This is a genomic window from Niveibacterium sp. 24ML (genome assembly GCF_026586805.1).
GTDB lineage: Bacteria > Pseudomonadota > Gammaproteobacteria > Burkholderiales > Rhodocyclaceae > Niveibacterium.
In genome coordinates this window covers 313,361-336,708 of the sequence record NZ_JAPFHA010000001.1, presented here as the reverse complement: position 1 = coordinate 336,708, position 23,348 = coordinate 313,361, and the positions used below count along the sequence as shown (strand labels likewise).

Annotated in this window: 18 protein-coding genes; 6 read left to right on the top strand and 12 right to left on the bottom strand. The window is 63.7% G+C overall.

The window, feature by feature from the left end; all coding sequences use genetic code 11:
* Positions 1 to 108: 108 nt before the first annotated feature.
* The 3 genes from OPU71_RS01545 to yiaA all read left to right on the top strand — a co-directional run bounded on the left by OPU71_RS01545 (position 109) and on the right by yiaA (position 4,466).
* Positions 109 to 1,218, top strand: coding sequence for an alpha/beta hydrolase-fold protein (locus OPU71_RS01545; RefSeq protein ID WP_267724293.1), 1,110 nt, complete (start codon positions 109 to 111; stop codon positions 1,216 to 1,218).
* 23 nt (positions 1,219 to 1,241) lie between these two features.
* The gene (locus OPU71_RS01540; protein ID WP_267724291.1) at positions 1,242 to 3,836 is read left to right on the top strand and encodes a TIM-barrel domain-containing protein; all 2,595 of its coding nucleotides are present in this window, start codon (positions 1,242 to 1,244) and stop codon (positions 3,834 to 3,836) included.
* A 207-nt stretch (positions 3,837 to 4,043) separates the two neighbouring features.
* Positions 4,044 to 4,466 (top strand): inner membrane protein YiaA, encoded by a 423-nt coding sequence (gene yiaA, locus OPU71_RS01535; RefSeq protein WP_267724289.1) that lies wholly within the window; start codon positions 4,044 to 4,046, stop codon positions 4,464 to 4,466.
* Positions 4,467 to 4,482: 16 nt separating this feature from the next.
* Here yiaA and OPU71_RS01530 read toward each other — a convergent pair whose 3' ends face one another.
* The 10 genes from OPU71_RS01530 to OPU71_RS01485 all read right to left on the bottom strand — a co-directional run bounded on the left by OPU71_RS01530 (position 4,483) and on the right by OPU71_RS01485 (position 18,472).
* On the bottom strand, positions 4,483 to 5,259 hold the full coding sequence (locus OPU71_RS01530) for a LytR/AlgR family response regulator transcription factor (RefSeq protein WP_267724287.1): 777 nt from the start codon (positions 5,257 to 5,259) through the stop codon (positions 4,483 to 4,485).
* The gene (locus OPU71_RS01525; RefSeq protein ID WP_267724285.1) at positions 5,256 to 6,338 is read right to left on the bottom strand and encodes a sensor histidine kinase; all 1,083 of its coding nucleotides are present in this window, start codon (positions 6,336 to 6,338) and stop codon (positions 5,256 to 5,258) included. The genes OPU71_RS01530 and OPU71_RS01525 overlap by 4 nt, the downstream gene beginning before the upstream one ends.
* 122 nt (positions 6,339 to 6,460) lie before the next feature.
* Positions 6,461 to 7,633 (bottom strand): cardiolipin synthase ClsB, encoded by a 1,173-nt coding sequence (gene clsB / locus OPU71_RS01520; RefSeq protein WP_267724282.1) that lies wholly within the window; start codon positions 7,631 to 7,633, stop codon positions 6,461 to 6,463.
* On the bottom strand, positions 7,633 to 8,382 hold the full coding sequence (locus OPU71_RS01515; RefSeq protein ID WP_267724280.1) for an endonuclease/exonuclease/phosphatase family protein: 750 nt from the start codon (positions 8,380 to 8,382) through the stop codon (positions 7,633 to 7,635). The genes clsB and OPU71_RS01515 overlap by 1 nt, the downstream gene beginning before the upstream one ends.
* A 209-nt stretch (positions 8,383 to 8,591) precedes the next feature.
* Entirely contained in the window at positions 8,592 to 9,449 is an 858-nt protein-coding gene (locus OPU71_RS01510; protein ID WP_267724278.1) for a WD40 repeat domain-containing protein, read from the bottom strand.
* Between the two features lie 38 nt (positions 9,450 to 9,487).
* The gene (locus tag OPU71_RS01505) at positions 9,488 to 9,898 is read right to left on the bottom strand and encodes a hypothetical protein (protein ID WP_267724276.1); all 411 of its coding nucleotides are present in this window, start codon (positions 9,896 to 9,898) and stop codon (positions 9,488 to 9,490) included.
* 271 nt (positions 9,899 to 10,169) lie between these two features.
* Complete coding sequence (locus OPU71_RS01500) at positions 10,170 to 12,542, bottom strand: M23 family metallopeptidase (protein ID WP_267724274.1); 2,373 nt, start codon at positions 12,540 to 12,542, stop codon at positions 10,170 to 10,172.
* A 24-nt stretch (positions 12,543 to 12,566) separates the two neighbouring features.
* Positions 12,567 to 15,518, bottom strand: a complete 2,952-nt coding sequence (locus OPU71_RS01495; protein ID WP_267724271.1) for a type VI secretion system Vgr family protein — start codon at positions 15,516 to 15,518, stop codon at positions 12,567 to 12,569.
* Positions 15,519 to 15,669: 151 nt separating this feature from the next.
* Positions 15,670 to 17,295: an acyl CoA:acetate/3-ketoacid CoA transferase gene (locus tag OPU71_RS01490; protein WP_267724269.1), complete on the bottom strand. Its 1,626-nt coding sequence runs from the start codon at positions 17,293 to 17,295 to the stop codon at positions 15,670 to 15,672.
* A gap of 154 nt (positions 17,296 to 17,449) precedes the next feature.
* Complete coding sequence (locus OPU71_RS01485; protein WP_267724267.1) at positions 17,450 to 18,472, bottom strand: SphA family protein; 1,023 nt, start codon at positions 18,470 to 18,472, stop codon at positions 17,450 to 17,452.
* A 163-nt stretch (positions 18,473 to 18,635) separates the two neighbouring features.
* Here OPU71_RS01485 and OPU71_RS01480 point away from each other — a divergent pair, with 163 nt between their 5' ends.
* A complete protein-coding gene (locus OPU71_RS01480; protein WP_267724264.1) occupies positions 18,636 to 19,241 on the top strand; it encodes a chalcone isomerase family protein in 606 nt (201 codons plus the stop codon).
* A gap of 16 nt (positions 19,242 to 19,257) precedes the next feature.
* Positions 19,258 to 19,863 (top strand): chalcone isomerase family protein, encoded by a 606-nt coding sequence (locus tag OPU71_RS01475; protein ID WP_267724262.1) that lies wholly within the window; start codon positions 19,258 to 19,260, stop codon positions 19,861 to 19,863.
* A 78-nt stretch (positions 19,864 to 19,941) separates the two neighbouring features.
* Here the strand turns inward: OPU71_RS01475 and nadA are convergent, their stop codons facing one another.
* The gene (gene nadA / locus OPU71_RS01470) at positions 19,942 to 21,045 is read right to left on the bottom strand and encodes a quinolinate synthase NadA (RefSeq protein ID WP_267724260.1); all 1,104 of its coding nucleotides are present in this window, start codon (positions 21,043 to 21,045) and stop codon (positions 19,942 to 19,944) included.
* Positions 21,046 to 21,119: 74 nt separating this feature from the next.
* Positions 21,120 to 21,572 (bottom strand): rhodanese-like domain-containing protein, encoded by a 453-nt coding sequence (locus OPU71_RS01465; RefSeq protein WP_267724258.1) that lies wholly within the window; start codon positions 21,570 to 21,572, stop codon positions 21,120 to 21,122.
* Positions 21,573 to 21,930: 358 nt separating this feature from the next.
* On the opposite strand from OPU71_RS01465, the gene glnA reads away from it, so the two are divergent.
* The gene (glnA, locus tag OPU71_RS01460) at positions 21,931 to 23,340 is read left to right on the top strand and encodes a type I glutamate--ammonia ligase (RefSeq protein ID WP_267724256.1); all 1,410 of its coding nucleotides are present in this window, start codon (positions 21,931 to 21,933) and stop codon (positions 23,338 to 23,340) included.
* Positions 23,341 to 23,348: the final 8 nt, after the last annotated feature.

Sequence of the window (23,348 nt, the reverse complement as noted above, 5' to 3'; positions counted from 1 at the left end):
CGCGGCGGCACCGTCACGGTAGGGCCGCTTCACAGCCTTTGTGGGCGCCATTGCGGCGCTTGCCGTGGGATTTGCACGTCCATCGTGCTCATGCGTTGAGGAGAGATCATGCGTTTTTCGCTATGCCGTGCCGCGGCTTTGCTGGTGCTGTTGCTTGCAGGATGTGGTGGTGGAGGGGGCGGGACGGAGTTGCCGCCGCCGGCACCCAAGGAAACCATCAAAGTCACGCAGGAGCGGTTGGCGACGCCGGTGCAGGGGGCTTCAAACTACCTGCTGTATCTGCCGCAGGGCTATGGCGACGATGCAAGCCGGAAGTGGCCGCTGATCGTCTTCCTGCACGGCTCGCAGCCCTTCTCGAACCTCACGCTTGAGGGCCTCAGCCAGCAAGGGGTGATGGGGCATATGAAAGAGGTGGGCAAGGGCTTGCCAGCCATCGTCGTGCAAACCCAGCAGGACGTGAACACCCTTGGCCACAAGGTTGAATGGCACGACCCCGTATTCGTTGATGCGGTGATCCGCGAGATCGAAGGCCGCTACGCGGTCGATAAAACGCGGGTCAGCATCACCGGCGGTAGCCTGGGTGGCTTTGGCTCGTGGAGCATGGTGCTCGCGTTTCCGAACCGCTTCGCAGCCGTCATGCCTGTCGTGGGCGGGCTGTCGAACGACTCCGATTCGTTCGACCGCAGGTTGCCGATCACCAGTGCCGCCGATTGGGGCGCCAGTTTCGGGCGGATCACGACGACGCCGATGCGGGTGTACGCCGGCATCCCCGATTCGTATGTACCGATTGCCTGGGCACGCAATCCGGTGGAGATCCTGCGCGCTGCGGGCGGCTCGCCCGATATGCGTGAAACCCAGAAGAGCCACGGCGAAACGCAGTACGAGGCGTTCTCGGCCGAGCCCATCGGGTGGATGCTCGCGCAGTCGCGCCCTGATGCCAGCGCGGAGCCGACCCCGATGCTTGCGGATGACTACCTTGGCACCTATCGCGCCGGCAACTTGACGGTGGCGGTGAGCAGCCCGGGTGACCGCATTACGCTCACTTTTTCAAGCAATCGGGCGCCGATCAGCTTCTTCCCGATGGGCGACGACCGTTTCATGGGCGGCTGGATGATGCGGGCCAAGCGCGATGCGCAGGGGCGGGTAAAGTGCCTGGTCACGCCGATGTATCTGCTGCCGGACCTCACCCGCGATGGCGCCAGCGAAGCCTGTAACTGATCAACCTTGCCGGAAGCTCGCCCATGTTTCTGATTCAGTCCGCCCGACTGCGCTGTAGCCTCGCCGCCCTCGGCGCAATGGTCAGCATGGTGGTCGCCTGCGGTGGGGGGGCCACCACAATGGCGCCGGCCCCGTCACCCACTCCGCCGCCGGTGGGGGCGGACGTGAGCTACTTCGCCTCGGCCACGCCGCAAGTGCGGCTGACTCAGGGCGGGCGGCAGATCATGCTGACGCTGCTGCGTGACGACATGATCCATGTTGCCTACAGCGCCAAGCTTGAACCCGGCGCGCCGTATTTCTCGCCGATGGTCGCGCTGCGCGATTTCGCCGGCCCCAGCCACTACACCTGGGATGCCGACAGCAAGCGTCTGAGCACGGGCGATCTGGCGGTGGAGCTGGATCAAGGCTGTTGGCGGATCAGCGAACTCAAGCCGCTTGCGCGGGTGCTTACACGGCTTTGCGCCGAGGACGCGGCCGCCGGCGCGCTGCGGCTGAGCATGACCGGCGAAGGGGCAAGCGAGGTGCTGGGACTGGGGCAGTTGCTCGCCACCAGCCGGCAGTCGCCATCCTGGTTGGGCGCCCGGCGTTTGCCTGCGAGCCCGAATGGCAATGCAATGAACTACTCGGACATTGCCGCTGCCGGTGACACGCAGGTACCGGTGGCCTATGTGCTGGGCGAAGGCGCGCGCAACTGGGGCTTCTTTGCCGATTCCGCCTACCCCTTGCGCTTTGATTTCCGCGCAGCGAAGTGGGCGCTCGAAAGTCCCTCGCCCTCGCTGGGCATGTTCGTTTTCGCCGGCCCCGATCTGCCGGATCTGCGCCGTGACTACATGGCGCTGACCGGCACCCCGCCGGTGCCGCCCCTGAAGGCGTTCGGGCTCTGGATCTCGGAGTACGGTTACGACAACTGGGCCGAGCTCGATGGCAAGCTCGCCACGCTCAAGAGCAACGGCTTCCCGGTCGACGGCGCGGTGCTCGATCTGCAATGGTTCGGCGGCATCCAGAGTGACTCGCAGTCCACGCCGATGGGCAAGCTGGCCTGGGCCACCGGCGCCTTTCCGGACCCGGTCGGCAAACTGGCCGCCTACGCCAGCGAAGGCGTTGGCACCATGCTGATCGAAGAGAGCTACATCGGCAGCGCACGGCCCGAGTTCGCGGCAATGGCGGCCGAGCGGATGCTCGCGATGAACTGCCCGCCGCCCTGCAAGGACGCCGTGGTGCTGACCAACAACCCCTGGTGGGGTGTGGGCGGCATGATCGACTGGTCGAACCCGGCTGCCGGCGCCTGGTGGCACGACGCCAAGCGCGTGGCTCTGATCAACGATGGCGTGATGGGGCACTGGACCGACCTGGGCGAACCCGAGGCCTACAAGGACAGCGCGCACTACGCCGGCATCGACTGGTATGGCGCCCGCAATACCCGGCATGCGGACATCCATAACCTGTACAACTTCTTCTGGAGCCGCAGCGTGGCCGAGGACACCGCGCGCACCCACCCGCAACGGCGCCCCTGGGTGCTGAGCCGTTCCGGCACGGCGGGCAGCCAACGCTACGGCGTGTCGATGTGGTCCGGCGATGTGCTGTCTTCCTTTGGGGCGCTGGGCGCGCAGATGGCTGCGCAGGCGAACATGAGCCTTTCGGGCTTTGATTACTACGGATCGGATGTTGGCGGGTTTGATCGTGGCGGCATCAGCGGTGCGCCGCTCTCAAAGCTCTACACCCGCTGGTTTGCCACCAGCGCGCTGCTCGACATACCGCTGCGGCCCCATGTGCAGAACCTCTGCAATTGCACCGAGACCGCGCCGGACCGGATCGGCGATCGCGCCAGCAATCTTGCCGCGCTGTCCTTGCGCTATCGCCTGGTGCCCTATCTCTACAGCCTTGCGCACGCCGCCTATGCAAACGGCGATGCGGTGTTCCCGCCGCTTGCGCACCACTTCCAGCAAGACAAGCAGGCGCGCGCCGTTTCCACCACCAAGATGATCGGGCCCTGGCTGCTGTTTGGCGCGCCAAGCACTGCAGACGCCACGATAAACACCTACTTGCCGGCCGGCGCGTGGACCGACTTTCACACCCCGACCCGGCGGATCGCCTCGAACGGGCAGTTCAGCAGCGAGCCGCTGATCGTCGGTGATCTGTTGCGCGCGCCGCTCTTCCTGCGCGAAGGGGCGATTGTTCCGATGCTGCGCGAAATGCCCAGGCACCTTGGCGACCCGCGTGCCCAGACGGTGCACTGGTTTGCGGATATGCAGGTGCGTATCGTGCCGGGTGCGAGCGAAAGCCGCTTCGTGCTGGTGGAAGACGACGGCGTCAGCCGCGCCTACCAGCAAGGCCGCCTTGCCCGCACCACGCTGGCAACCCAGCGTTTGCCGAGCGGTGAACTGCGCTTCTCGCTGACGCCGGACAACCGCACCGGCGCCACCGCCGAGCGGCGCTTGCAACTGCAGTTCCTCATCGGCGAGCAGGCGGTGCGTGAGGTTCGGCTGGGCGCGCAGGTGCTACCCAAGGTCGCGGCGGGCAGCGGCGCAGTCGGCTGGTTTGCAAGCGAAGGCGGCATCACGGTCGATCTGGGTGCGCGCAGCGTCGATGCGCCGCTGAGCCTGAGCGTGCTGCCATAAGGAACAGGGAAGGCCCGGTGCGCCGCGCGGTGGCAGATTTCGATACCGTGGCGCGGCGCCCTTGCGATGCCGCAAACGCACGCGCAAATTTGCAGCCGGGGCACAAATCCTGCCGCGCCAGTTTGCGTGGCGTGGCTGAGAATCCGGCCAGCGCGTGCCGGCACCACGACCGCGCGCCAACCTTGATCAGGAATAGAGAGAACGACGATGACCATCGAATACCAGAAACCTACCGCCGCATTCGTGGGCGCGTCCTGGGCGGCCCTGTTCCTGGGGGTTGGCGCCTATCTGATCGGCCTCTGGAACGCGAACACCATGCAGCTCAACGAGAAGGGTTACTACTTCACCGTGATCCTTTACGGGCTGTTCTCGGCGGTGTCGCTGCAGAAGTGCGTGCGTGACCGGCTTGAAGGCATCCCGGTGACCGGCATTTACTACGGGCTATCGTGGCTGTCGGTAGCAATCGCGATTGTGCTGCTGGCGGTGGGCCTGTGGAATGCCACGCTGATGCCGAGCGAAAAGGGCTTCTACGCAATGGCCTTTGCCCTGAGCATGTTCGCGGCGATTGCGGTGCAGAAGAACACCCGCGACAGCCGCCACGACTACACCCACAAGGAAGAGAACCTCTGAACGCCTGACGCTGCCGCTACATCTGTCGGAACAGGTGGGCGTAGCTGCGCGATACCGTGAGGGTTTCGGGCCGGCCCGCCAGGCGCAGCAGTACCCGGCCATTGCCGTCGGAGCGGGCGTTCTGCACATGGCGCAGATTCACGATCATGCCGCGGTGAATCTGCTGAAAGTGCACCGGGTCGAGCTGGTCCAGCAGCTCCTTGAGCGGGGTGCGGATCAAGGATTCGCCCTCGCGGGTGAACACGGCGATGTACTTGTCGGTTGCGGCGAAGTAGATCACCTCGCTGACCGGAATCATCTTCACCGTATCGCCCACCGCGGCGCGAATCCAGTTCAATCGCGCCGGCGCGGCCTGCCCGGCAAGGCTGCCTTGCAGTGCTGCAAGCAGGGCGCTGATGTCCGGCGTGGCCGCGGGGGCCTCGAGCCTTTTCTTGAGCTTGCCAATGCATTGCGCAAGCCGCGCTTCGGTGACCGGTTTGAGCAGGTAGTCCACCGCCTCGCGTTCGAAGGCTTCAATCGCGAAGCTGTCGTAGGCGGTGACAAACACCATCAGCGGCGCCGTGCCTTCTGCCAGCAATGCGCGTGCGACGTCCATGCCGCTCATGCCGGGCATGCGGATATCGAGGAACGCGATCTGCGGTTTTGCCGCGCGGCAGGCTGCGAGCGCGGCGGGGCCGTCTTCGGCCTGGGCCACGATCTGAAGCTCGGGCCAGAGCCGTGCCAGTTCGTCGGCAAGGTCGGCGCGCAGCAGCGGTTCGTCGTCGGCGATGAGGGCGCTGATCGGGGGGCTCATGCGGGGGCTCCGGGCAATGCGGCGAGGGGGATGTGGATCACCGCGCGCACGCCGCCTTCGGGTGGGCTTTCAATGCTCAGGTGCGCCGCGCTGCCAAAGTGCGAGGCCAGCCTTGCATGCACGTTGTCGAGCCCCATGCCTGCGCCGCTAGATGAGCTGGCGCCAAAGCCCAGGCCGTCGTCGGTCACGCTCAGGCGTAGGTGCTCGCCGCTGCGCTCGGCGCACAGGCGGATGCGCACCGCGCCGGGCTTGGGTTCAAGGCCGTGCGCAATCGCGTTTTCAACCAAGGGCTGCATCAGCAGCGGGGGCAGCATGGCGCTGCGCAGCGTCGGGTCGATGTCGATCTCGACCGTCAGTCGCCCGCCCATGCGGATTCGCTGGATCTCGAGGTAGGCGGCCAGCAGGTCGACTTCGGCGCCCAGTGTCGTGCTGGCCGTGCGTGATGCCGTGAGGGTGGCGCGCAGCCATTCGATCAGGCGATCGAGCAGTTGCCGGGCGAGTTCGGGGTCGCGGGTGATCAGGCCGCGAAGGTTGGCCAGCGTGTTGAAGAGAAAATGTGGTTCGATCTGTGCCTGCAGCGCGGCCAGCTGCGCGCTGGCGGCGGCCCGTTCGGCCTCGTTGCGGGCAGCTTCGGCTTGCGCGGCGCGGATCGCCATGTCTGCCTTGTGGCGCTGTTCGCGCTCTTGCCACCAGAAGAAGCCAAAGGTTGCGATGAAGGCGAGGGTGGAAAAACCGAAGCTCAGGCGCCAGCCGTAGGGCGACATCTTGAATGGCGCGGTGGGGCCATAGCCGGCCAGCGTGGCGGCCAGCATCAAGCCGCCGGTGACACCGAGCACCGCCGCCACCACGCCGTAGGCAAGTTTGCCCGCGACGGTGGGGATGTAGTTGGTGGGCGTGGCCACGGCAAAGCACATCAGGCCGATGCACTGGCTGAACAGAAGCGCCTCGGCGAAGGTGCTGCCCGAGATCGCCGTCCAGAGTGCGGCGAACACGGTGTTGAAGATGAGCACGAGCGGCAGCTCGCGCAGCAGCACCGTGGTGAGGGCGCGCGGCGTCTTGGCGTGTGATTGCGTGATCATGGTGCGGAGTGCTTCATCCCTTGGACCTTGCCGATGGCGGCAGTGTCGGCGAGGCGGTGATTATCGCTGAGCCGCGCGCGACGAATCGCCATCGCCGAGGGTCGAATCGACACCGGTGCCGATCAGTTGCGCGGGCCATGCCCGGCGTGGCGCACCCCAACGATGCCCATCATCGCCCGTACCAGCGCGTAGGCGCCCCAGTTGGTCAGGCGCTGATACCACGGCGCGCGCTGGTAGTCGGCCAGGTGCAGTTCGGTGGCGCCATCGTGCATCGCCCGTTCAAGGCTGCTGCGCAGCTCGGCTGCAAAGCCGTTATCGCGCACCACGACGTTGGCTTCGCGCGCCAGCATCAGGCTGAACGGATCAATGTTCGAGGAGCCCACCGTGGCCCAGTGCCCGTCACACACCGCTACCTTGGCGTGCAGGAAACTGCGCTGGTACTCGAAGATCCGCACGCCGCCGCCGAGCAGGTGCGGGTAAAGCGCGCGGGTTGCGTAGTGCAGCAAGGCGTACTCAACCCGCCCTTGCAGCACCAGCACAACGTTGCAACCGCGGTGCGCGGCTTCGATCAGCGCCTGGCGGAAGCGGCGGCCGGGCAGGAAGTAGGCATTCGCAATCACCACCTCGCGCCGCGCCGCGCCAATCGCATCCAGGTAGGCGGCTTCGATCTCGCGCCGGTTGCGCAAGTTGTCGCGCACCACGAATGCGGCACGTACCTTACCGGCCGGGAGCGGCGCAGGCGCCAGCGCACTGGCGCGCTGCGGCCGTCTGCGAAGTCCGGCCCAACTGACCAGCCACCACACGCGATGCACCGATTCGTGGATCGGCCCGAGCAGGGGGCCTTCTACACGTACCGCGTAGTCAAAGCGCGGGGCCGCATCGGGCTGATCGCAATCGTCGATGATGTTGATGCCGCCCACAAAGGCCACCCGCGCATCGATCACCGCCAGCTTGCGGTGCAGGCGCCGCAGGCGGTGGCGGCGAATGCGAAAGGCTTTCAACTCCTGCCGATAGATCAGCACGTCCACGCCCGCGGCACGCAGGCGCGGGGCGGTGTGGTCGACAAATTCGCGCCCGCCGAAGCCATCCACCAGCACCCGCACCGCACAGCCGCGTTCTGCCGCGCGGATCAGCGCGGCGGTGACGGCTTCGGCCGAGGCATCCAGCGCGTAGATGTAGGTTTCCAGCCGCACTTCCTGCTGCGCTGAGTCAATCGCAGCGATCAGCGCAGGGAAGTAGCGCGCGCCGCATTCAAGCAGCGTGAGCTGGTTGCCGGGTAGCAGCGGCGCAGGCATCAGCCGGTGTAGGCCAGTTCCGCGGTCAGCGGTGCATGGTCGGAAACATTGGCCCAGCCGTGGCCGCGCAGCACGGCTGCGTTGAGCGGCTTCAGGTGGCGCACATAGATGCGGTCCAGCGTAAGCACCGGCAACTTGCTCGGGAAGCTGCGCGCCGGCCGGCCGGTGAGCTGGGTGAATACTTCGTGCATCCCGAGCTGGCGCGCCAGCCAGTCGTTGGCCTTGTTGCGCCAGTCATTGAAGTCACCGGCGATGATGACCGGTGCGTCGGGCGGAATCTCGTCATGCACGCGTTCGATCAGGCTTGAAAGCTGCCGCCGCCGCTGCGCATCGGTCAGCGAGACATGGACGCAGATCGTATGCAGCGGCACCCCGTTATCCATGCCCACCACGCAATGCAGCAGCCCACGCCGCTCAAAGCGGGTCAGCGACACATCCTGATTGTCGGCAGTGAGAATCGGTAGCTTGGAAATCAGCGCATTGCCATGGTGACCCTGCCGATACACCGCGTTGCCACCGTAGGCCGTCTGCTGCCAATGCCCCTGCGCCAGAAACTCATGCTGCGGCATCGCCGGCCAGTCGTCGTGCGTCGCCTCGTGCCCCAGATGCAGACCTTGCACCTCCTGCAGGAACACCAGATCCGAATTGAGCCCCCGCAGCCGATCGCGCAAATCATGGATCACCATGCGGCGATTGAACTGCGAAAAACCCTTGTGAATGTTGTACGAACAGATCCGAAGGCGCGTCATTGCGGCAGTGGGTGAGGGGCGTCGCGGCAGTGTGCCGCAAAGTCACGACTCCGCACAGAGCGCGGATCTCGTTTTCGCTGCCCTTCGAACAGGCTTCGCTCTGATGCATGTTGTTGTATTGCCGGCGCTACTTCGCTCTACTGAGCTGAGTTGCCCGTGTCGGCGAGATATCCAAGGCGCGCGTTGTACTCACATCTCACTGGTTGCTGCTACTCGTGCTGCTGGAGATCAAGCCACCCGACTGAATAGCGCCGCACCCCGTCCATGAGGCGGTAGCCTTTGACAGCAACCCGGCGACTGTCACTGCTAAAGGCAGCTTGCGGTTCTTCATCTGTCATGTCGATTTCGAGTTGCGCGACGATGTCTTGCGACTTGAGGTCGATCACCACCCCGACCTTTCCGGCCACTCTGAATCCGAACCGATGATCTGGGCTCCACGCGACAAGTCCATTGAGTTTCGGATGCGCATCTGCGCTTGCATCCTGCTGCCACGTCGCCGTGCTGATCACTGCGCCGTCATCAGGATCTCCACCATTCGCGATGAGCCGTGATCCATCCGGTGAGAACTGCAATGAGAATAGCCGTTGACTGCCCGCGTAGATTCCACTCTTAAGTGTCCGCCAGCTTCGATTAACGATTGAGACGGTTTCCGAGGCGGCAGATGTTTTGCCGGCTCTCGGGACGGCCCAGTACTGGTTGCTGGGGTGCACGGCAACCGGTGGTGAGAAGAACATCCCCGGGTGTGACGACTGTATGCGTCCTGTCTGTGCATCGATCTGGTATGAAATGGCTTTTGATGTACCGGATGCGATGGTTGTGGCGAGCAGGAGTGACCCGTCCGGGCTGATGTGCCCCCATTTGATGTTCTCGGGGTATCGGCACCGTTGTTCCAGGACTCCGCGCTCAACGTCAAGTGTTCTACACCCACCGACATAGAGGGTTTTGTTGTCCCACAGAAAGCCCAGGCCAAGCTCGTTGGGATTGTCCAGAATGACGTATCGGACGTCCGGGGCCGGCAGATTCTCGGCGCATGCGAGGTGCCCAACGATCGCCGATATCAAGCCCATGATTGCGCTCGCCGGGCAACGCAGAGGATGTGCTGCTTTCAACGCTGGCGAACAGTGGGGCCGGGTTGCCCAGGCGTTGGGCGAATGCTCTTCACAATGTCGATGAGCTCCTGGCTCACGGCATCTAGGCGCTGCTGGTAGGCCTTTACGGACAGTCCGCCTGTCATCGGCTGAAAATTCATCTGCGCGCTAATCACGAATTGCGGGGCGATGCGGAGGATGCGAATACCCGGCAATTCGGTGACACCTCCATTGGGCATCTTTCCACGCAGCAGTTGGCGCCCTACCAGCAAGGTTTCATCGCCACTTTGTACTTGGGTGAAGCTACGTTTGAGAATGTGACTGTCGAGCAACAGGTCGGACGTGCCCTCGAATTTCCATTGTTCTCGCTCTCCAGTGGCGCGAACAAAACCAAGCCCGTAGTTCTCATCCGTATCTAGGTCTCGCATGCGGACGAGAACCCCAATTCCGCCCGCAGATACCTTGTCTCGCCTATCGAATTCAATGTTGCACGAAGGCGGAGGGTCCGTGATCTTGAATGCCTCTTCTATTCTTAGATGCGCCGTCTCGGTCAAAGAGATCTGGCACTCACCAATCAATCGCTCCGCGTCAGAGAACTCGAGTCTCTCCCTCGCTTCCGAAAGCGAAGTAACTCCAATCAAGCCGCAAATGACGAGTACAGCGAGTATCGGTCTTCTCAGCATTTTCTGTAGGCCTCTGTCAATTCGGTCTTTGTGGCGTGTAATTGATATTTAGGTTGATTGCCGCGCCCTCAGTCCAATGACCATGAGAAATTCCCTGCCTAGTCGCGGTAATGGTGCCTGTCCGAGCAGTCTCGGTTCCATCTCCGCGAAAACGCTCAATGAATGCAGCGTACTGCAACCGTTCGTTGTAGCCGTTCCCTCCACCGTTCACCAGAATTGACATGCGACCGATATGCGTGGTGTCGATACCCGCATCGGCAAGCCTATGGATGTTGGTCGTGCCCGTAAAGCGCTTCTGCACCCAAAAGAAGGTGCCGCTGTCGCAAGCGATATACCCATCGCTCGCGACAATGTCCGGATCGAAGCGTGGCGACCAGCGGCGTTGATTGCGCACTAGATTATCGTGGGCGTCTCGTGTCGGCGCGGCCCAATCGTGCTCCGATGTCGCCGTCATTCGCTCGTCGGAGTAGTTTCCTTGATGGTCGGAAAATGCCCGGTACTTGCCATAGTCTGCATAGGTGCCCGCCCATGTTAACTGCATGAGCCCCCGACCGAAAAAGGCTGCGTAGTACTGCATCATGGGTTGCGGCCAATACAAGGTTCCGTCACGCCTCCTTTGCTGATGAGCCCGTCCGACCTCTTCTAGAAGGCTCAGGCACGCGGTCTCTATATAAGCTTGGGCCAGGAAAGCAGTTTGCCGCCGCACATTCACGAAACCATACTTGCGAAAGACTTGATTAAGGTTTATCGAATTGACTCTAAGGACTCGACGTTCGGCCTCAGCCCAAGTGCCCGCGAAATTCGGCATTCCCGCCCGCGGGACCAGTTGCGTGATTTCTCGACGACTCAACCATCCGCACCGCCGGAACGCCTCAATGAACCGCGCTGGGTGAAACCTCCACGGCGCCGCTGGGAGCCCCGCCACGCCATCCCAAAAACACAATGCATTTGCATGCGCCATGAACTTCGCGAAGTCCTCATCGGTGAGCGGCGCTGGGTTTTCTTCGGTGCTGGTTTTTAGCCAGCCCCAGCGCGCGTCGATAGTCGCTGCCGACCATTCTGTCGGGAACTTGCAGATCGCGTGGTCGAGTTTCTCCTGCACTGGAACACTGGCGAATCCTGCGTTGGCTTCGGTGGCATCCACGTGTCCGTTCTGGTTTCCGTCGAACCACGCGAGGATCGTGGCGGAATCGCAGCGGCTGTCACCGTCGGTGCTGTCGTCGATCAGCCTCCATTGCTTCCAGTGCGGAAAGTCCGCGTCGCTGAACTTGTGAACGTTTGTTCCATTCAGGTTCACCCATCCCGTGCCGCCGGGGTAACGGATTTGCCGCCAGTGCGGCACGTCAGCCGGATCGAGGGTTTCGTGTGCGGTGTTGATAACGCGGCCAAAACGCAGCAGCTCGAAAACGGCACTTGGGGCTGGACGCGTGGCGGCGGGGTGAGCGTTTGCGATGGCTGTGGCGTCGCGGTAGATGTTGTATTCCGCATCGGTTTCGGTGAGCGCCGCGCCTTCGGTTGATCCGTCGATTCGGTATGTGTTCACCGTGGCGTCTCCTCGGTGACCGTCGGCGCCTTCGCCGTGTGCGTAGCGCAGGCCAATGACAAACGCCTCAGTTGTCGTATGCGTCGGCTGCAGCGGCGCGATCGGGGGCAGTGGAGCGCCGCGACGGGGCGCTGGGGGCTGACTGTGCGCTATTGGATTGTTCCGCAGCGGCTTCTCCCCATACACCGGCGTGCCCGCCGGCAGATGGAAATACAACTCGCCGAACACGACATCGCTGCGGCCATCGCGGTCAAGCGGCAGATCTCCGGCGTTCCGACCCACCAGCCGCTGTAGGTTGGCGTCGTCGCAGAAAATCTCGAAATGGATGCGATGCGGTTGGCCGTAGATGTAGCCTGCTTCGCCAATCTCATCTTTCCGGTAAATCGCCCGCCCGATACCGACTGTCGCGCGGACCGAATCAAGGTGCATATAGACCGAGTAGAAGGTCACCGCAACCGCCTGGTCCTGCGCGTTCGCGCCGATTTCCGTGTCGCGTCGAATTACGACGACGCCATTGCTTGTCCAGCATCGCGCACCTTCCGGAGCCCCGTAATTAAGTGGATCGTCGTGATTGTCGTTGGCTTGTGTGGGTTGTCGCATGAACACAACCGTCCCGTCGGCGATGGCGCGCACAGCCAGCGCATGACCATCCGCGCCGTTTGGCGCAACGAGGTGCATACCACCATGCCAGCCCATTTCCGTGCTGATCGGATAGCTGCCGGCGATCGTGTTGTCTCCGCGCCTCGGGATGTAGCCGGGCGCGGCGCCGCTCATAGCGGTCTCCAGCCATTGGGCGTCGGTTTGGTTTGCGTTACGTACAGGTAGAAAGGGCGGGCTGATCAGCATGGGTGTAGCTCGTGTGAAATGGGTTCAGCCAGAGAACGAGAAACGGGACTTGCGCTGAAAGTCCGCCTGCTGCCACTTGGGTAGCTGTGCATCGACCCTCCCGCCTCCCCCAAAACTCTTCTGCCCGGCATGAATCGTGAGCGTGCCCGGGCATTGCACGGTGATGTTGCCGCCTTCGATGGTGATGCTCGCGCCCCCCGCCGTGGCGAGGTGGATCTTCTTGGCGGCGGCGAAGTCGACCGCGGCGTTGGCGGAGATCACCTTCAGGTCTTCCTTGGCGGCGAGCTGCAGGATGTCGCTGTGGGCTTCGAGGCGCAGCGGGCCGTTGCCGGCGATGAGGTGCAGGCCCGCGCCGCCTTCCCCTGCCTTCTCGGCGCCGGCGAGGATGCCGAGCGTCTGGCCGGTGTGCAGGCGGGTGTTGCCTTGGGTGACCAGCTCCTGGTTCGCGCCGCTGGCCAGCAGCAGGGTTTCGTTGGCGGCCAGCGTGATTGCGTCGGCCGCGGTGAGCGAGAGGCCGGCCTTGGCCGAGACGGCAAGCATCGCCGCGGCGCTGTGCGGGACGCCTTGTTTCTTCACCGGCAGTGCCGCATCACCGTAGGCGGCATCGAGGCTTTCGGCCGCGACACAGCCGGAGAGCGCTTCGGTAATCGCGGCGGCGAGCGGCTTCTGCGGCGTCAGCGTGCAGGCATTCGCCTTGGCGCCGCCAACATGGCTGGCGTAAGGCACGGTCTGATGCGTCTTTGCGGCGCCGTTCATGGCTTCGGCGAGCTTCTGGGCCTGCCTTGCGAGCGCCACGCCAGCGGCGTTGTCACCGGCCGCTTCACTGCGCTGTATGCCGTAGGTGGAGAGCAGGATGCCGCGTGCAGCGTTGATCGCGCCGAAGGCATCGGTGCGCAGTTCAAAACCATTGCCACGGAAGCTGCCGCGGTAGTTGTCGCGGGTGTGGATCAGGTGTCCCAGCGTGAGGCTGGTGCTCTGCTGGGTGGTGGCGAGTTGGGTGCGCAGCTGGCCATCGGAATCGTCGAACACCAGTTCGCTCCAGCCGCCCCCGCCCCAGGCGCGGCTGCGAAAGCCCGAGAGCGCACCGGCGTTGCGGTGGTTCGCATCGCCGGCACCGGCCGAGTGCCACAGCGGCGCATGGCCCCCGGCGAGGTTGGCCTGCGCGCTGGCCGTGCGATCGTTGGCGTAGGTGAACACATTCGGATCGGGCTTGGCGGCCTTGCCACCGGGTGTGGGCGGAATGCCGTTCTCGCCGCGCCCGTTGAACACCGCGCCAACGCAGATCGGCCGGTCGATGTCGCCCTGCAGGAAGCTCACCAGCACCTCCTGGCCGATGCGCGGGATGAAACGCGTGCCCGCTTGCGCACCGGCATGGCGGGTGACCACCCGCACCCAGCAGGAGCCCGGATCGTTGGGCGATTGCCAGAGAAAGCGGATGCGGATGCGGCCCAGCGCATCGGTATGTACTTCCTGGGTGCCGGAGGGCGATTCTTCGCCGTTGGCGCCGATCACCACCGCATGCTGCAGCCCGGAGACCGTCGGGCGCGGGTTCAGGCGTGCGCCGGTGCCATCGCGCAACTGCGGCCGCCAGGGGGTGACGATGCGCTGCGCTTCGAAGAGGCAGGCGTAGCCGTGTTCGGTAGCGGCTTCAATCAGCTTGGCGTCGATCGGGATCTGCGTGGCCGCGTCACCCTGGCCGGCTGATCCGGGGGCGCCGGCATGGGCATCGTCCCAGTCGCCCCACGCCCCCCAGTCCTCATCGGATTCACTTGCCTTGGCGGCCTGACTGCCAAGCCGGGCCGCGAGCGCTTCGCTCACACCGACCGGCAAGTTGTTCTTGCCAGCACTCTCGACGGCCCGCACCAGAAAACGGTTGTCGTGGCTGCCGGGCTTGTAGCTGGGGATCAGGTCAGAGAGTTGATCGGCAAGGCCGGCTTTCAGATCGAACCAGGTGCCCGGGCGCAGGCTGCGCACCGAGGCGTGACCGAGCCAGGTTTCGACCTGCGCCTCGACCGATTCTCGCGCCAGGCGCACATAGCGCTCAGCCAAGCCTGCGTTGGCAAAGGCGTAGCTGCCGACGAAATCGTAGTCTTCGAGCGCCAGCGCGTTGGGGCCGCCGATCGGCGTGGCACTCGGGAGTGACGCGCTGATCGCCGAGTCGGCCTTGTAGTCGGTGGAGAGCAGCGTGGTGCGCGAGGACAGAAACCGCCGCTGGCAACCAAAGGCGAGGATGCTGTCCTGCGATTCGGGTGCGGCGGCGCGGTGATAACGCAGGCCGGCGCCACCGGCGGCCGATGCGGCGCAGCGGTCCTGCGGTAGCGCGGCAGCGTCGGCGAAGATCAGCATCTCATGCAGGGCTTGTTGCGAGACGGCGGCTGCCTTGCCCGAATCCTCGCCGGTTTCCCGGAAGCAATAGCCCAAGCCCTCTTCGCAGAGCAAACGGCTCACGAAGTCGAAATCGCTCTCCCGGTACTGCACGCACAAGGACCGCGGCGGCAATTCGGCCAGGAAAGATGCGACCTCTTCCGAATAGCGCCACTGCGCCACGGCAGTGTAGGGCTCGAATACCGCCTCGATGATTTCGGTCAGCGTCTTCTCGTTGAAGACACGGCTGCACGAGGATTGGGTGGCAAACCACAGCCATGGCGCGAGGGTGAGGCGATAGCGCGCGAGGCCGCCGTTCGAATCAAGCAGTGCCGCTTCGCGCACATATCCCGAGCGCTGCACCGCGCTGCCATCGGCGAGCGTGATGCGCAGGGCGGCTTGTTTGTTGATCAGCGAAGACGGCGCAATGTGGGCGTTGGTGCACAGCAGATCGACCTGCCAGGCCGAGAGTTCCGAGAGCGCTTCGCGCGCGCGGAAGGTTTCGACCAGCCAGTCGGTGGCGTCGCCTTCGAGGGCAAAACCGTAGAGGCGCGATTCGGACGTGAACAGCGAAGTGGAGAGCGCTGAAGACAGCAAGGACGCGACCGACATGGCGGAGAGGGACCAGAACAGGGATGCCGGATGATGACATTGGCAAACCCGGATGTCATGACGGTTTGCGGGGCGATGTGATCTGGTTGGCAGCACGCCATGACTGATCGGGCGCCCGCCCCGCGCCGCGCCCGGGGCGCGAAGCCGGGGCTCAGTGGGCTTCGATGTCGGCCTTGAGCGCCATCGTGATGGGCGCGAACAGGCGCGGATCCATCAAGCGAAGCGTGGGCGCGATGGCGGGGCGAAAACCCATCTGCGCGAGGATGTCGCGTTCGAGGTCGATGCCGGGGGCGATTTCGATCAGTTCCGGCCCGGCCTCACCGAGCCGGAAGACGGCGCGCTCAGTGATGTAACGCACGCGCTGGCCCCTGCGGCGCGCATAGTCGGCGCTGAAGGTGATCTGCTCGACACGGCTGACGAACTTGCGCGCGCGCCCTTCGCGGACGATCTTCAGTTGCCCGCCATGGATCGCTGTTTCCAGCCCGCCTGCGGTGAAGGTGCCCATGAACACGACTTCACGGGCGCTCTGGCTGATGTTGATGAAGCCGCCCGGGCCAGTCAGTCGGGTGCCAAAGCGCGAAACATTCAGATCGCCATGCGCGTCAGCTTCGGCGAGCCCGAGAAAGGCGATATCCAGCCCGCCGCCGTCGTAGAAATCGAACTGATTGGGCTGGTCGATCAGCGCCTGGATATTGATGCCGGCGCCGAAGTTGAGCCCGCCTTGCGGAATGCCGCCGATGACGCCCGGCTCGGTGGTGAGCGTCATGAGATGCGCGACGCCTTCTTCGGCCGCAACGGCGGCAACGCCCTCCGGCATGCCGATCCCGAGATTCACCACCGCGTGCGGCACCAGTTCCATTGCGGCGCGGCGCGCGATGATCTTGCGCTCGCTCATTGCCAGCGGCGGCATCGATTCGACCGGCACGCGGATCTCGTTGGAGAGGGCGGCGCTGTAGGGTTCGGCAAAGGTCTGGCGGTGGTAGTCGGGGTGCTCGGCGAGGACCACGGCATCCACCAGCACGCCGGGGATCTTGACTGCGCGCGGGTTGAGCGTGCCGCGTTCGGCGATGCGTTCGACCTGCACGATCACAACACCGCCGCAGTTGTGCGCGGCCATGGCGATGGCTTGCGCTTCCAGGGTCAGCGCCTCGCGTTCCATGGAAATGTTGCCGTCCGGGTCGGCGGTGCTGCCGCGGATGATGCCGACATGAATCGGAAAAGCTTTGTAGAACAGGCATTCGTGCCCGCCCAGTTCGATCCGTTCAACCAGTGCTTCGGTGGTGACGCGGTTGACCCGGCCGCCGCTCTGGCGTGGGTCGACGAAGGTGCCCAGCCCGATCGGGGTGACGGTACCGGGCTTGCCGGCAGCGATGTCGCGGAAGAGGTGGGTGATCACGCCCTGAGGCAGGCTGTAGCCCTCGATCCGTTCGGCCACCGCAAGCGCCTGCAGCTTGGGCACCAGCCCCCAGTGGCCGCCGATCACGCGGCGCACCAGCCCGTCATGGCCAAAGTGGTTGAGGCCGCGGCTATCGCCATCGCCCTGCCCGGCGGCATAAACCAGCGTCAGGTCGCGCGGTGTCGCGTGTTGCCCCGCGGCGCGGGCCGCAAGGAACTGCGCTTCGATCGCCACTGCGATGTTCTCGGCGAAGCCCGCACCGATGAAGCCGCCGGTGGCAACGGTGTCGCCGTCTGCGATCAGGCTCACCGCCTCGGCGGCGCTCATCAGCTTGTTGCCGCGAAGCTTGCGGTATTGCTGCGCGCGCTGCCGATCTGCCATGCCATTGCTCCTCGAACGGGGGTGCGAATGCTGCGCGGGGGGCGACTCTGCAAAGTGATAAAGATGGGCCGTGGGCGGCGCTTGCGCAAGCCCGGCTGTCGGTAAACGAACAAGGCCCCGTCGCCGGGGCCTTGTTGCATCACGGTGTTGCCAATCAGTTCAGGCGATAGACCAGGCGCAGCCAGCCCAGCGTGCCTTCGGGGCGGTTACGCACGCCGAATTCCTGCATGACCTTGAACTCCACGTTCACGGTGGAATCCTCACTCTGCCAGCTCACCTGCGGGCCCAGGCTGAACACGCGCGCCTTGTTGCCCTCGTTCGGTACGGTGCCGGCGTCGGACTTGTCGTCGGTGGTCTGGTAGATCAGGTAGCCGGCTGCGCCGAGGCGGATGCCTTCGCGAATCTGGTACATCGCTGCGCCGTCAGCGTGCAGGTACTGACCCGAGGTGTACTTGGTGTCGCTGTTTTCGGTGTTGAAGGAGTAGGTGGCGCGGGTACCAAACTCCCAGCCGTTCTCGGTGACATAGCCGAAGGTGAGCACCGGGCGGAAGGTCCAGAAGTTGCCTGCGCCGGTGTTGATGGCCTTGTCTTTGTCATAGCTGCCAACCGGTGCGACGATGGCTGGCGCGAAGATCACGCGGTAGCTGTCGGTCTGCCAGTCGACGAAGGGGGCGATTTCCATGTCGCCCAGGCCCGATTCGCTGCCGGTGTTGGCGGCCGAGGCCGCTGCGATCTGCTGATCAAGCAGGCCGGCAAAGGGCGGCGGCAGCGGCGTGGTGCGGGTGAGGTTGGTGACCACCGTTTGCTTGATCAAGGGCAGCGTGGCCGAAACGCCGACGCGGCCATCCCAGAGTTGGGTTTCGGAAACCCATGAGGCGCGCAGCGCGAGCACGTCGGCGCGGATCTGGCTGTCTTGCGTGGCGCTCACGGTGCCCAGCCCGGGGATCGTCGTTTTCTGGACCGGCGTGTTGCCTTCGTTGTCCTTGAACTCGCCCGCGTAGTAGTGCTGGTAGTTGGCCTGAACGTAGAAGCCGGGCATCGCCGGGCTGGTGAGATCCTGGCCTGGCAGGCCGAGCAATGCACGCAACTGCCCCCGTTCGGTTGCGACTGCCGGAGCAGTCATTGAAAGGGCTGCGATACTTGCGGCGATCAAGCGGTGGCTGGTGTGAATTTTCATGAATTTCCTTTGGGCCGGCATTCAGCGCTGGTATTTCTGGGAGAATGCGGCCGCCTTTTTGGTTTTGAGCAAGATCAAGCTGGTGCCGATTCGGTTGGACTTGGTGTGTTCAAGTGTGCCAATTGTCACATAGTGAGTCACTAATTATTAGAGGGAAAACACCATGCGCTTGCGTACTGATTCGGGACTGTTGCGTCGCAGCCTCATTGCCGCCTGCCTTGTATTGGCCGGGCCGGTTCTCGCGGCTGTTGAAGTTGAAGGTGTCATGTTCGAAGAGAACGAGACAGTGGCGGGGCAAAAGCTGGTGCTCAACGGCGCAACGGCGTCGCAGGTGTTATCGGTCAAGGCGACCGCGGTAGGCATGTACCTTGCAAACAAGACCAATACCGCAGAGGGCGCTTTTGCGATGAAGGGCGCCAAGCGTCTGCGCGTGGTGGCGCTTCGGGACATTACCGCCAAGGACTTGGCGAATACCTTGCTCGATCGCATCCGGCAGAACGCGACGCGCGACGAGGTGGAAAACAACATTTTGCAATTGGCGGCGCTCGGCGGGGCGTTCAACACCCGCCCGAAACTGGTCAAGGGGGATGTGGCGACCTGGGATTGGAACCCGGTGACCAAGTCCACGGAAGTGCGTGTGAATGGCGAGCAGGTTACGCAACCCATCCAGGGCGAGACCTTCTTTCCGGTCATCATGAAGGTTTGGCTCGGGCCCAAGGTGAAGCCTGCAACGCGCAATAACCTGCTCGGCGTTCCGAACGCGGGCTAACGGGAGAACACAGACCATGCAACTTCATCTTGATTTGAACCAGCTGCGCAAGGGGCTCCTGGCTGCGTGCCTCGTCTGCGCGAGTCCGGCCTTCGCTGGCGTGGAGATCGACGGCGTGATGTTCGAGGACAGTGAAACCGTCACAGGTCAGAAGCTTGCACTGAACGGCGCGTCGAGCTCGCAGATGCTGTCGTCGAAGGCGACGGCGGTGGGTTTGTATTTGCAGAACAAGGCAAATACGCCTGAGGCAGCGTTTGCGGCAAAGGGCCCCAAGCGCATCCGTGTCGTTGCGCTCAAGGACATTTCATCAAAGGATCTGGCGACCGTTTTGCTGGATCGAATCAAGCAGAACGCTACGCGTGACGAGATCGAAGGCAACATCATGCAGATCGCGGCGTTGGGCGGTGCATTCAACAGCCGCCCCAAGCTGGTCAAGGGCGATGTGGCAACCTGGGACTGGAACCCTGCCAGCAAGGTGACCGAAATCAAAATCAACGGGGAATTTGTGACTCAGCCGATACAGGGCGATACCTTCTTCCCGATCATCATGAAGGTCTGGCTTGGCCCCAAGGTTCGCGCCACGACCCGGAACAACCTGCTTGGTGTGCCTAACGCAGGCTGATTTCGGCTGATTGGCATAGAAAAAAACGCCCCGGCGCGCAAGCGGCGGGGCGTTTTTCTTTGCCGGTGCGCCCCAGTTTCAGGAAACGGCAAGCATCCGATCGAGTGCGAGCTTGGCGAGCTTGGCTTCGTGATCCGGCACGCTGATCCGGTTCACGATCTTGCCGTCGGCGAGGTTTTCCAGCGTCCACGCCAAGTGCTGCGGATCAATCCGCTGCATCGTCGAGCACATGCAGATCGTTGGCGACATGAACTCGACAATCTTGCCCTCATGCTTGACCTCATCCGCCAGCCGGCTGACAAGGTTGAGCTCGGTGCCCACCAGCCAGCGCGTGCCTGCGGGTGCCGCCTTGATCGTCTTGAGGATGTACTCGGTGGAGCCGACATGATCGGACTGCCGGCAAACCTCGAAGGGGCTCTCCGGGTGCGAGATCACGATGCCGTCCGGGTGCTGGGTGCGCCAGCGCATGATGTGCGCCGGCTGGAACATCTGGTGCACCGCGCAGTGCCCCTTCCACAACAACATCTTGGCGCCGCGGATCTGCTCGGGCGTCAGGCCGCCGTATTCCTGATCCGGATCCCAGATCACCATCTCTTCGAGCGGGATGCCCATCTGGTGCCCGCTCCAGCGCCCCAGGTGCTGGTCGGGGAAGAACAGGATCTTCGGGCGCTGCGCGAAGCTCCAGTCGAGAATCGTGCGCGCGTTCGACGAGGTGCAGACGATGCCGCCGTGCTCACCGCAGAAGGCTTTGAGGTCGGCCGCCGAGTTAATGTAGGTGACCGGCGTGAACTGCTTGTCGGGCGACTCGCCCAGCACTTCGGTCAGCTCGCGCCAGCAGCGTTCCACCTTGGCCAGGTTGGCCATATCGGCCATCGAGCAGCCGGCGGCCAGGTCGGGCAGCACGGCAATCTGGTGGGGCTGCGACAGGATGTCGGCCACTTCGGCCATGAAGTGCACACCGCAGAACACCAGGTAGTCCGCTTCGGATTGGCTGGCCAGGTGCGACAAGCGCAGCGAATCCCCGGTCAGATCGGCATGGCGGAAGACGTCGGCGCGCTGATAGTGGTGCACCAGCAGCACCGCCTTCTTGCCCAGGCGTGCGCGCGCGGCGCGGATGCGTTCTTGTGCTTCTTCATCGCGCAGCGTGTTGAAGCGATCAAAACTGATGGGGGCGACTTGCATGTTCTCGCTCAAATGACGCGCACCAACGTGGCGCGCTAGGGTGAAGACCGACAATACGGCGCGGCGTTCCCGCCTCAGCTCTGCGTCCAGGGCAACCCGGCATGGCGCCAGCCGCCGATATGGCCGCGCTGCCCGTTGGCGTCGCGGTCACCTTCGAAACCTTCGAGAATGTTGTAGCAGGCGTTGTACCCGTTCTGCTGGGCCAGTATTGCGGCGTTGTGCGAACGCGCGCCACTGCGGCACAGAAACAGTACGACCGCCTCCGGATCCACCTGGTGGGTCAGTTGGGCTAGGAAGTGGGGGTTGCGGCCGCCTTCGGGCCAGCTATTCCACTCGATCTCGACGCTGCCGGGCACGCGCCCCACCCAGTCCCACTCTGCGCGGGTGCGTACGTCCACCAGGACGGCCCCGGGCGCGCTCTGCAAAACGGCAAACGCCTCTGCGGGCGTGAGTGCGCCCGCGTAGGGCAGGCCCAGTTTCTCGCCGCGGTCGCGGGCCAGGCCGAAAAGATCGCTGAGTTGTCCCATGCGGAATGAGCTGTCGTGTGTGTTGCGCGTACGCGCCGGGGCGGGGAGTATGCGCGCGCGTAAGCGTCATCGCAAGGCGCGCGCGCCCGCAAACCGGATGCGTCAAATTGGCGCATCTGCACCTGGGTGGTGCGTTGTGCGGTGCACGGGCACCCGAATGGTGCGTCGTGGGATTTGGGGTGGCTGTGGCAAAATGCGCCGCTCGGCTCTCAGGCACTATTGCGGCTTTGGCTTGCTGCATCGCTTGTGCGCGGCATGAGCCTTGTAAGTGTGATGGCACATTACGTGCTATTGAAACCCGGATCGCGGTAATCAGCACCGCAAAACGTCAGTTGGCTTCCAATCGTTAGGAGTGAATATGTCCCCGCAAGACGTCTTGAAGATGATCAAGGAGAACGATGTCAAGTTCGTTGACTTCCGTTTCACCGACACCAAGGGCAAAGAGCAGCACGTCGGTGTGCCGGTTTCGGCGTTCGACGAAGAGAAGTTCGAACACGGCCATGCGTTCGATGGCTCCTCGATCGCCGGTTGGAAGGGCATTCAAGCGTCTGACATGCTGCTGATGCCGGATGCAGCGTCGGCCTTCATCGATCCGTTCATGGACGAGACCACGCTGATCCTGTCTTGCGACGTGCTCGATCCGACCGACATGAAGCCGTACGATCGCTGCCCGCGCGGCATCGCCAAGCGCGCGGAGGCCTACCTGAAGGCTTCCGGCCTGGGTGACACCGCATTCTTCGGTCCGGAACCTGAATTCTTCATCTTCGACAGCGTCGAGTGGAACGTCGACATGTCGGGCTGCTCGGTCAAGATCAACTCGGAAGAAGGTGCCTGGGCTTCGGGCGAGAAGTTCGAAGGTGGCAACACTGGCCACCGTCCGGGCGTCAAGGGTGGCTACTTCCCGGTCCCGCCGGTCGATAGCCACAACGACATCCGTGCTGCAATGGTGCTGGCGCTTGAGCAGATCGGCATCCCGGTCGAAGTGCATCACCACGAAGTGGCGACCGCCGGCCAGAACGAAATCGGCACCAAGTTCAGCACGCTGACCAAGCGCGCTGACTGGACGCAGATGCTCAAGTACGTGGTGCACAACGTTGCGCACCAGTACGGCAAGACCGCGACCTTCATGCCGAAGCCGATCGTTGGCGACAACGGTTCGGGTATGCACGTTCACCAGTCGATCTGGAAGGACGGCAAGAACCTGTTCGCGGGCAACGGCTACGCCGGCATGTCTGAGTTCGCGCTGTACTACATCGGCGGGATCATCAAGCACGCCCGTGCGCTGAACGCGATCACCAACCCGCTGACCAACTCGTACAAGCGCCTCGTGCCGCACTACGAAGCACCGGTCAAGCTGGCCTACTCGGCGAAGAACCGTTCGGCTTCGATCCGTATCCCGTTTGTTAACAGCGACAAGGCCCGCCGTATCGAGACCCGCTTCCCGGATCCGGGCGCGAACCCGTACCTGTGCTTTGCTGCACTGATGATGGCTGGTCTGGATGGTGTCCAGAACAAGATCCATCCGGGCGAAGCCGCTGACAAGAACCTGTACGACCTGCCGCCGGAAGAAGACGCGCTGATCCCGACCGTTTGCTCCTCGTTGGATCAGGCGCTGGAAGCGCTGGACAAGGATCGCGAGTTCCTCACCCGCGGTGGCGTGTTCTCGAACGACTTCATCGATGCGTACATCGCGCTGAAGATGGACGACGTGACGAAGATTCGCATGACCACGCACCCGGTCGAATTCGACATGTACTACAGCATCTAAACCGCCTG

Bases quoted from the DNA above. Each gene is read 5' to 3' on its own strand.
- OPU71_RS01545 (WP_267724293.1), top strand. From the start codon at position 109: ATGCGTTTTTCGCTATGCCGTGCCGCGGCTTTGCTGGTGCTGTTGCTT.
- OPU71_RS01540 (WP_267724291.1), top strand. From the start codon at position 1,242: ATGTTTCTGATTCAGTCCGCCCGACTGCGCTGTAGCCTCGCCGCCCTC.
- yiaA (WP_267724289.1), top strand. From the start codon at position 4,044: ATGACCATCGAATACCAGAAACCTACCGCCGCATTCGTGGGCGCGTCC.
- OPU71_RS01530 (WP_267724287.1), bottom strand. From the start codon at position 5,259: ATGAGCCCCCCGATCAGCGCCCTCATCGCCGACGACGAACCGCTGCTG.
- OPU71_RS01525 (WP_267724285.1), bottom strand. From the start codon at position 6,338: ATGATCACGCAATCACACGCCAAGACGCCGCGCGCCCTCACCACGGTG.
- clsB (WP_267724282.1), bottom strand. From the start codon at position 7,633: ATGCCTGCGCCGCTGCTACCCGGCAACCAGCTCACGCTGCTTGAATGC.
- OPU71_RS01515 (WP_267724280.1), bottom strand. From the start codon at position 8,382: ATGACGCGCCTTCGGATCTGTTCGTACAACATTCACAAGGGTTTTTCG.
- OPU71_RS01510 (WP_267724278.1), bottom strand. From the start codon at position 9,449: ATGGGCTTGATATCGGCGATCGTTGGGCACCTCGCATGCGCCGAGAAT.
- OPU71_RS01505 (WP_267724276.1), bottom strand. From the start codon at position 9,898: ATGCGAGACCTAGATACGGATGAGAACTACGGGCTTGGTTTTGTTCGC.
- OPU71_RS01500 (WP_267724274.1), bottom strand. From the start codon at position 12,542: ATGCTGATCAGCCCGCCCTTTCTACCTGTACGTAACGCAAACCAAACC.
- OPU71_RS01495 (WP_267724271.1), bottom strand. From the start codon at position 15,518: ATGTCGGTCGCGTCCTTGCTGTCTTCAGCGCTCTCCACTTCGCTGTTC.
- OPU71_RS01490 (WP_267724269.1), bottom strand. From the start codon at position 17,295: ATGGCAGATCGGCAGCGCGCGCAGCAATACCGCAAGCTTCGCGGCAAC.
- OPU71_RS01485 (WP_267724267.1), bottom strand. From the start codon at position 18,472: ATGAAAATTCACACCAGCCACCGCTTGATCGCCGCAAGTATCGCAGCC.
- OPU71_RS01480 (WP_267724264.1), top strand. From the start codon at position 18,636: ATGCGCTTGCGTACTGATTCGGGACTGTTGCGTCGCAGCCTCATTGCC.
- OPU71_RS01475 (WP_267724262.1), top strand. From the start codon at position 19,258: ATGCAACTTCATCTTGATTTGAACCAGCTGCGCAAGGGGCTCCTGGCT.
- nadA (WP_267724260.1), bottom strand. From the start codon at position 21,045: ATGCAAGTCGCCCCCATCAGTTTTGATCGCTTCAACACGCTGCGCGAT.
- OPU71_RS01465 (WP_267724258.1), bottom strand. From the start codon at position 21,572: ATGGGACAACTCAGCGATCTTTTCGGCCTGGCCCGCGACCGCGGCGAG.
- glnA (WP_267724256.1), top strand. From the start codon at position 21,931: ATGTCCCCGCAAGACGTCTTGAAGATGATCAAGGAGAACGATGTCAAG.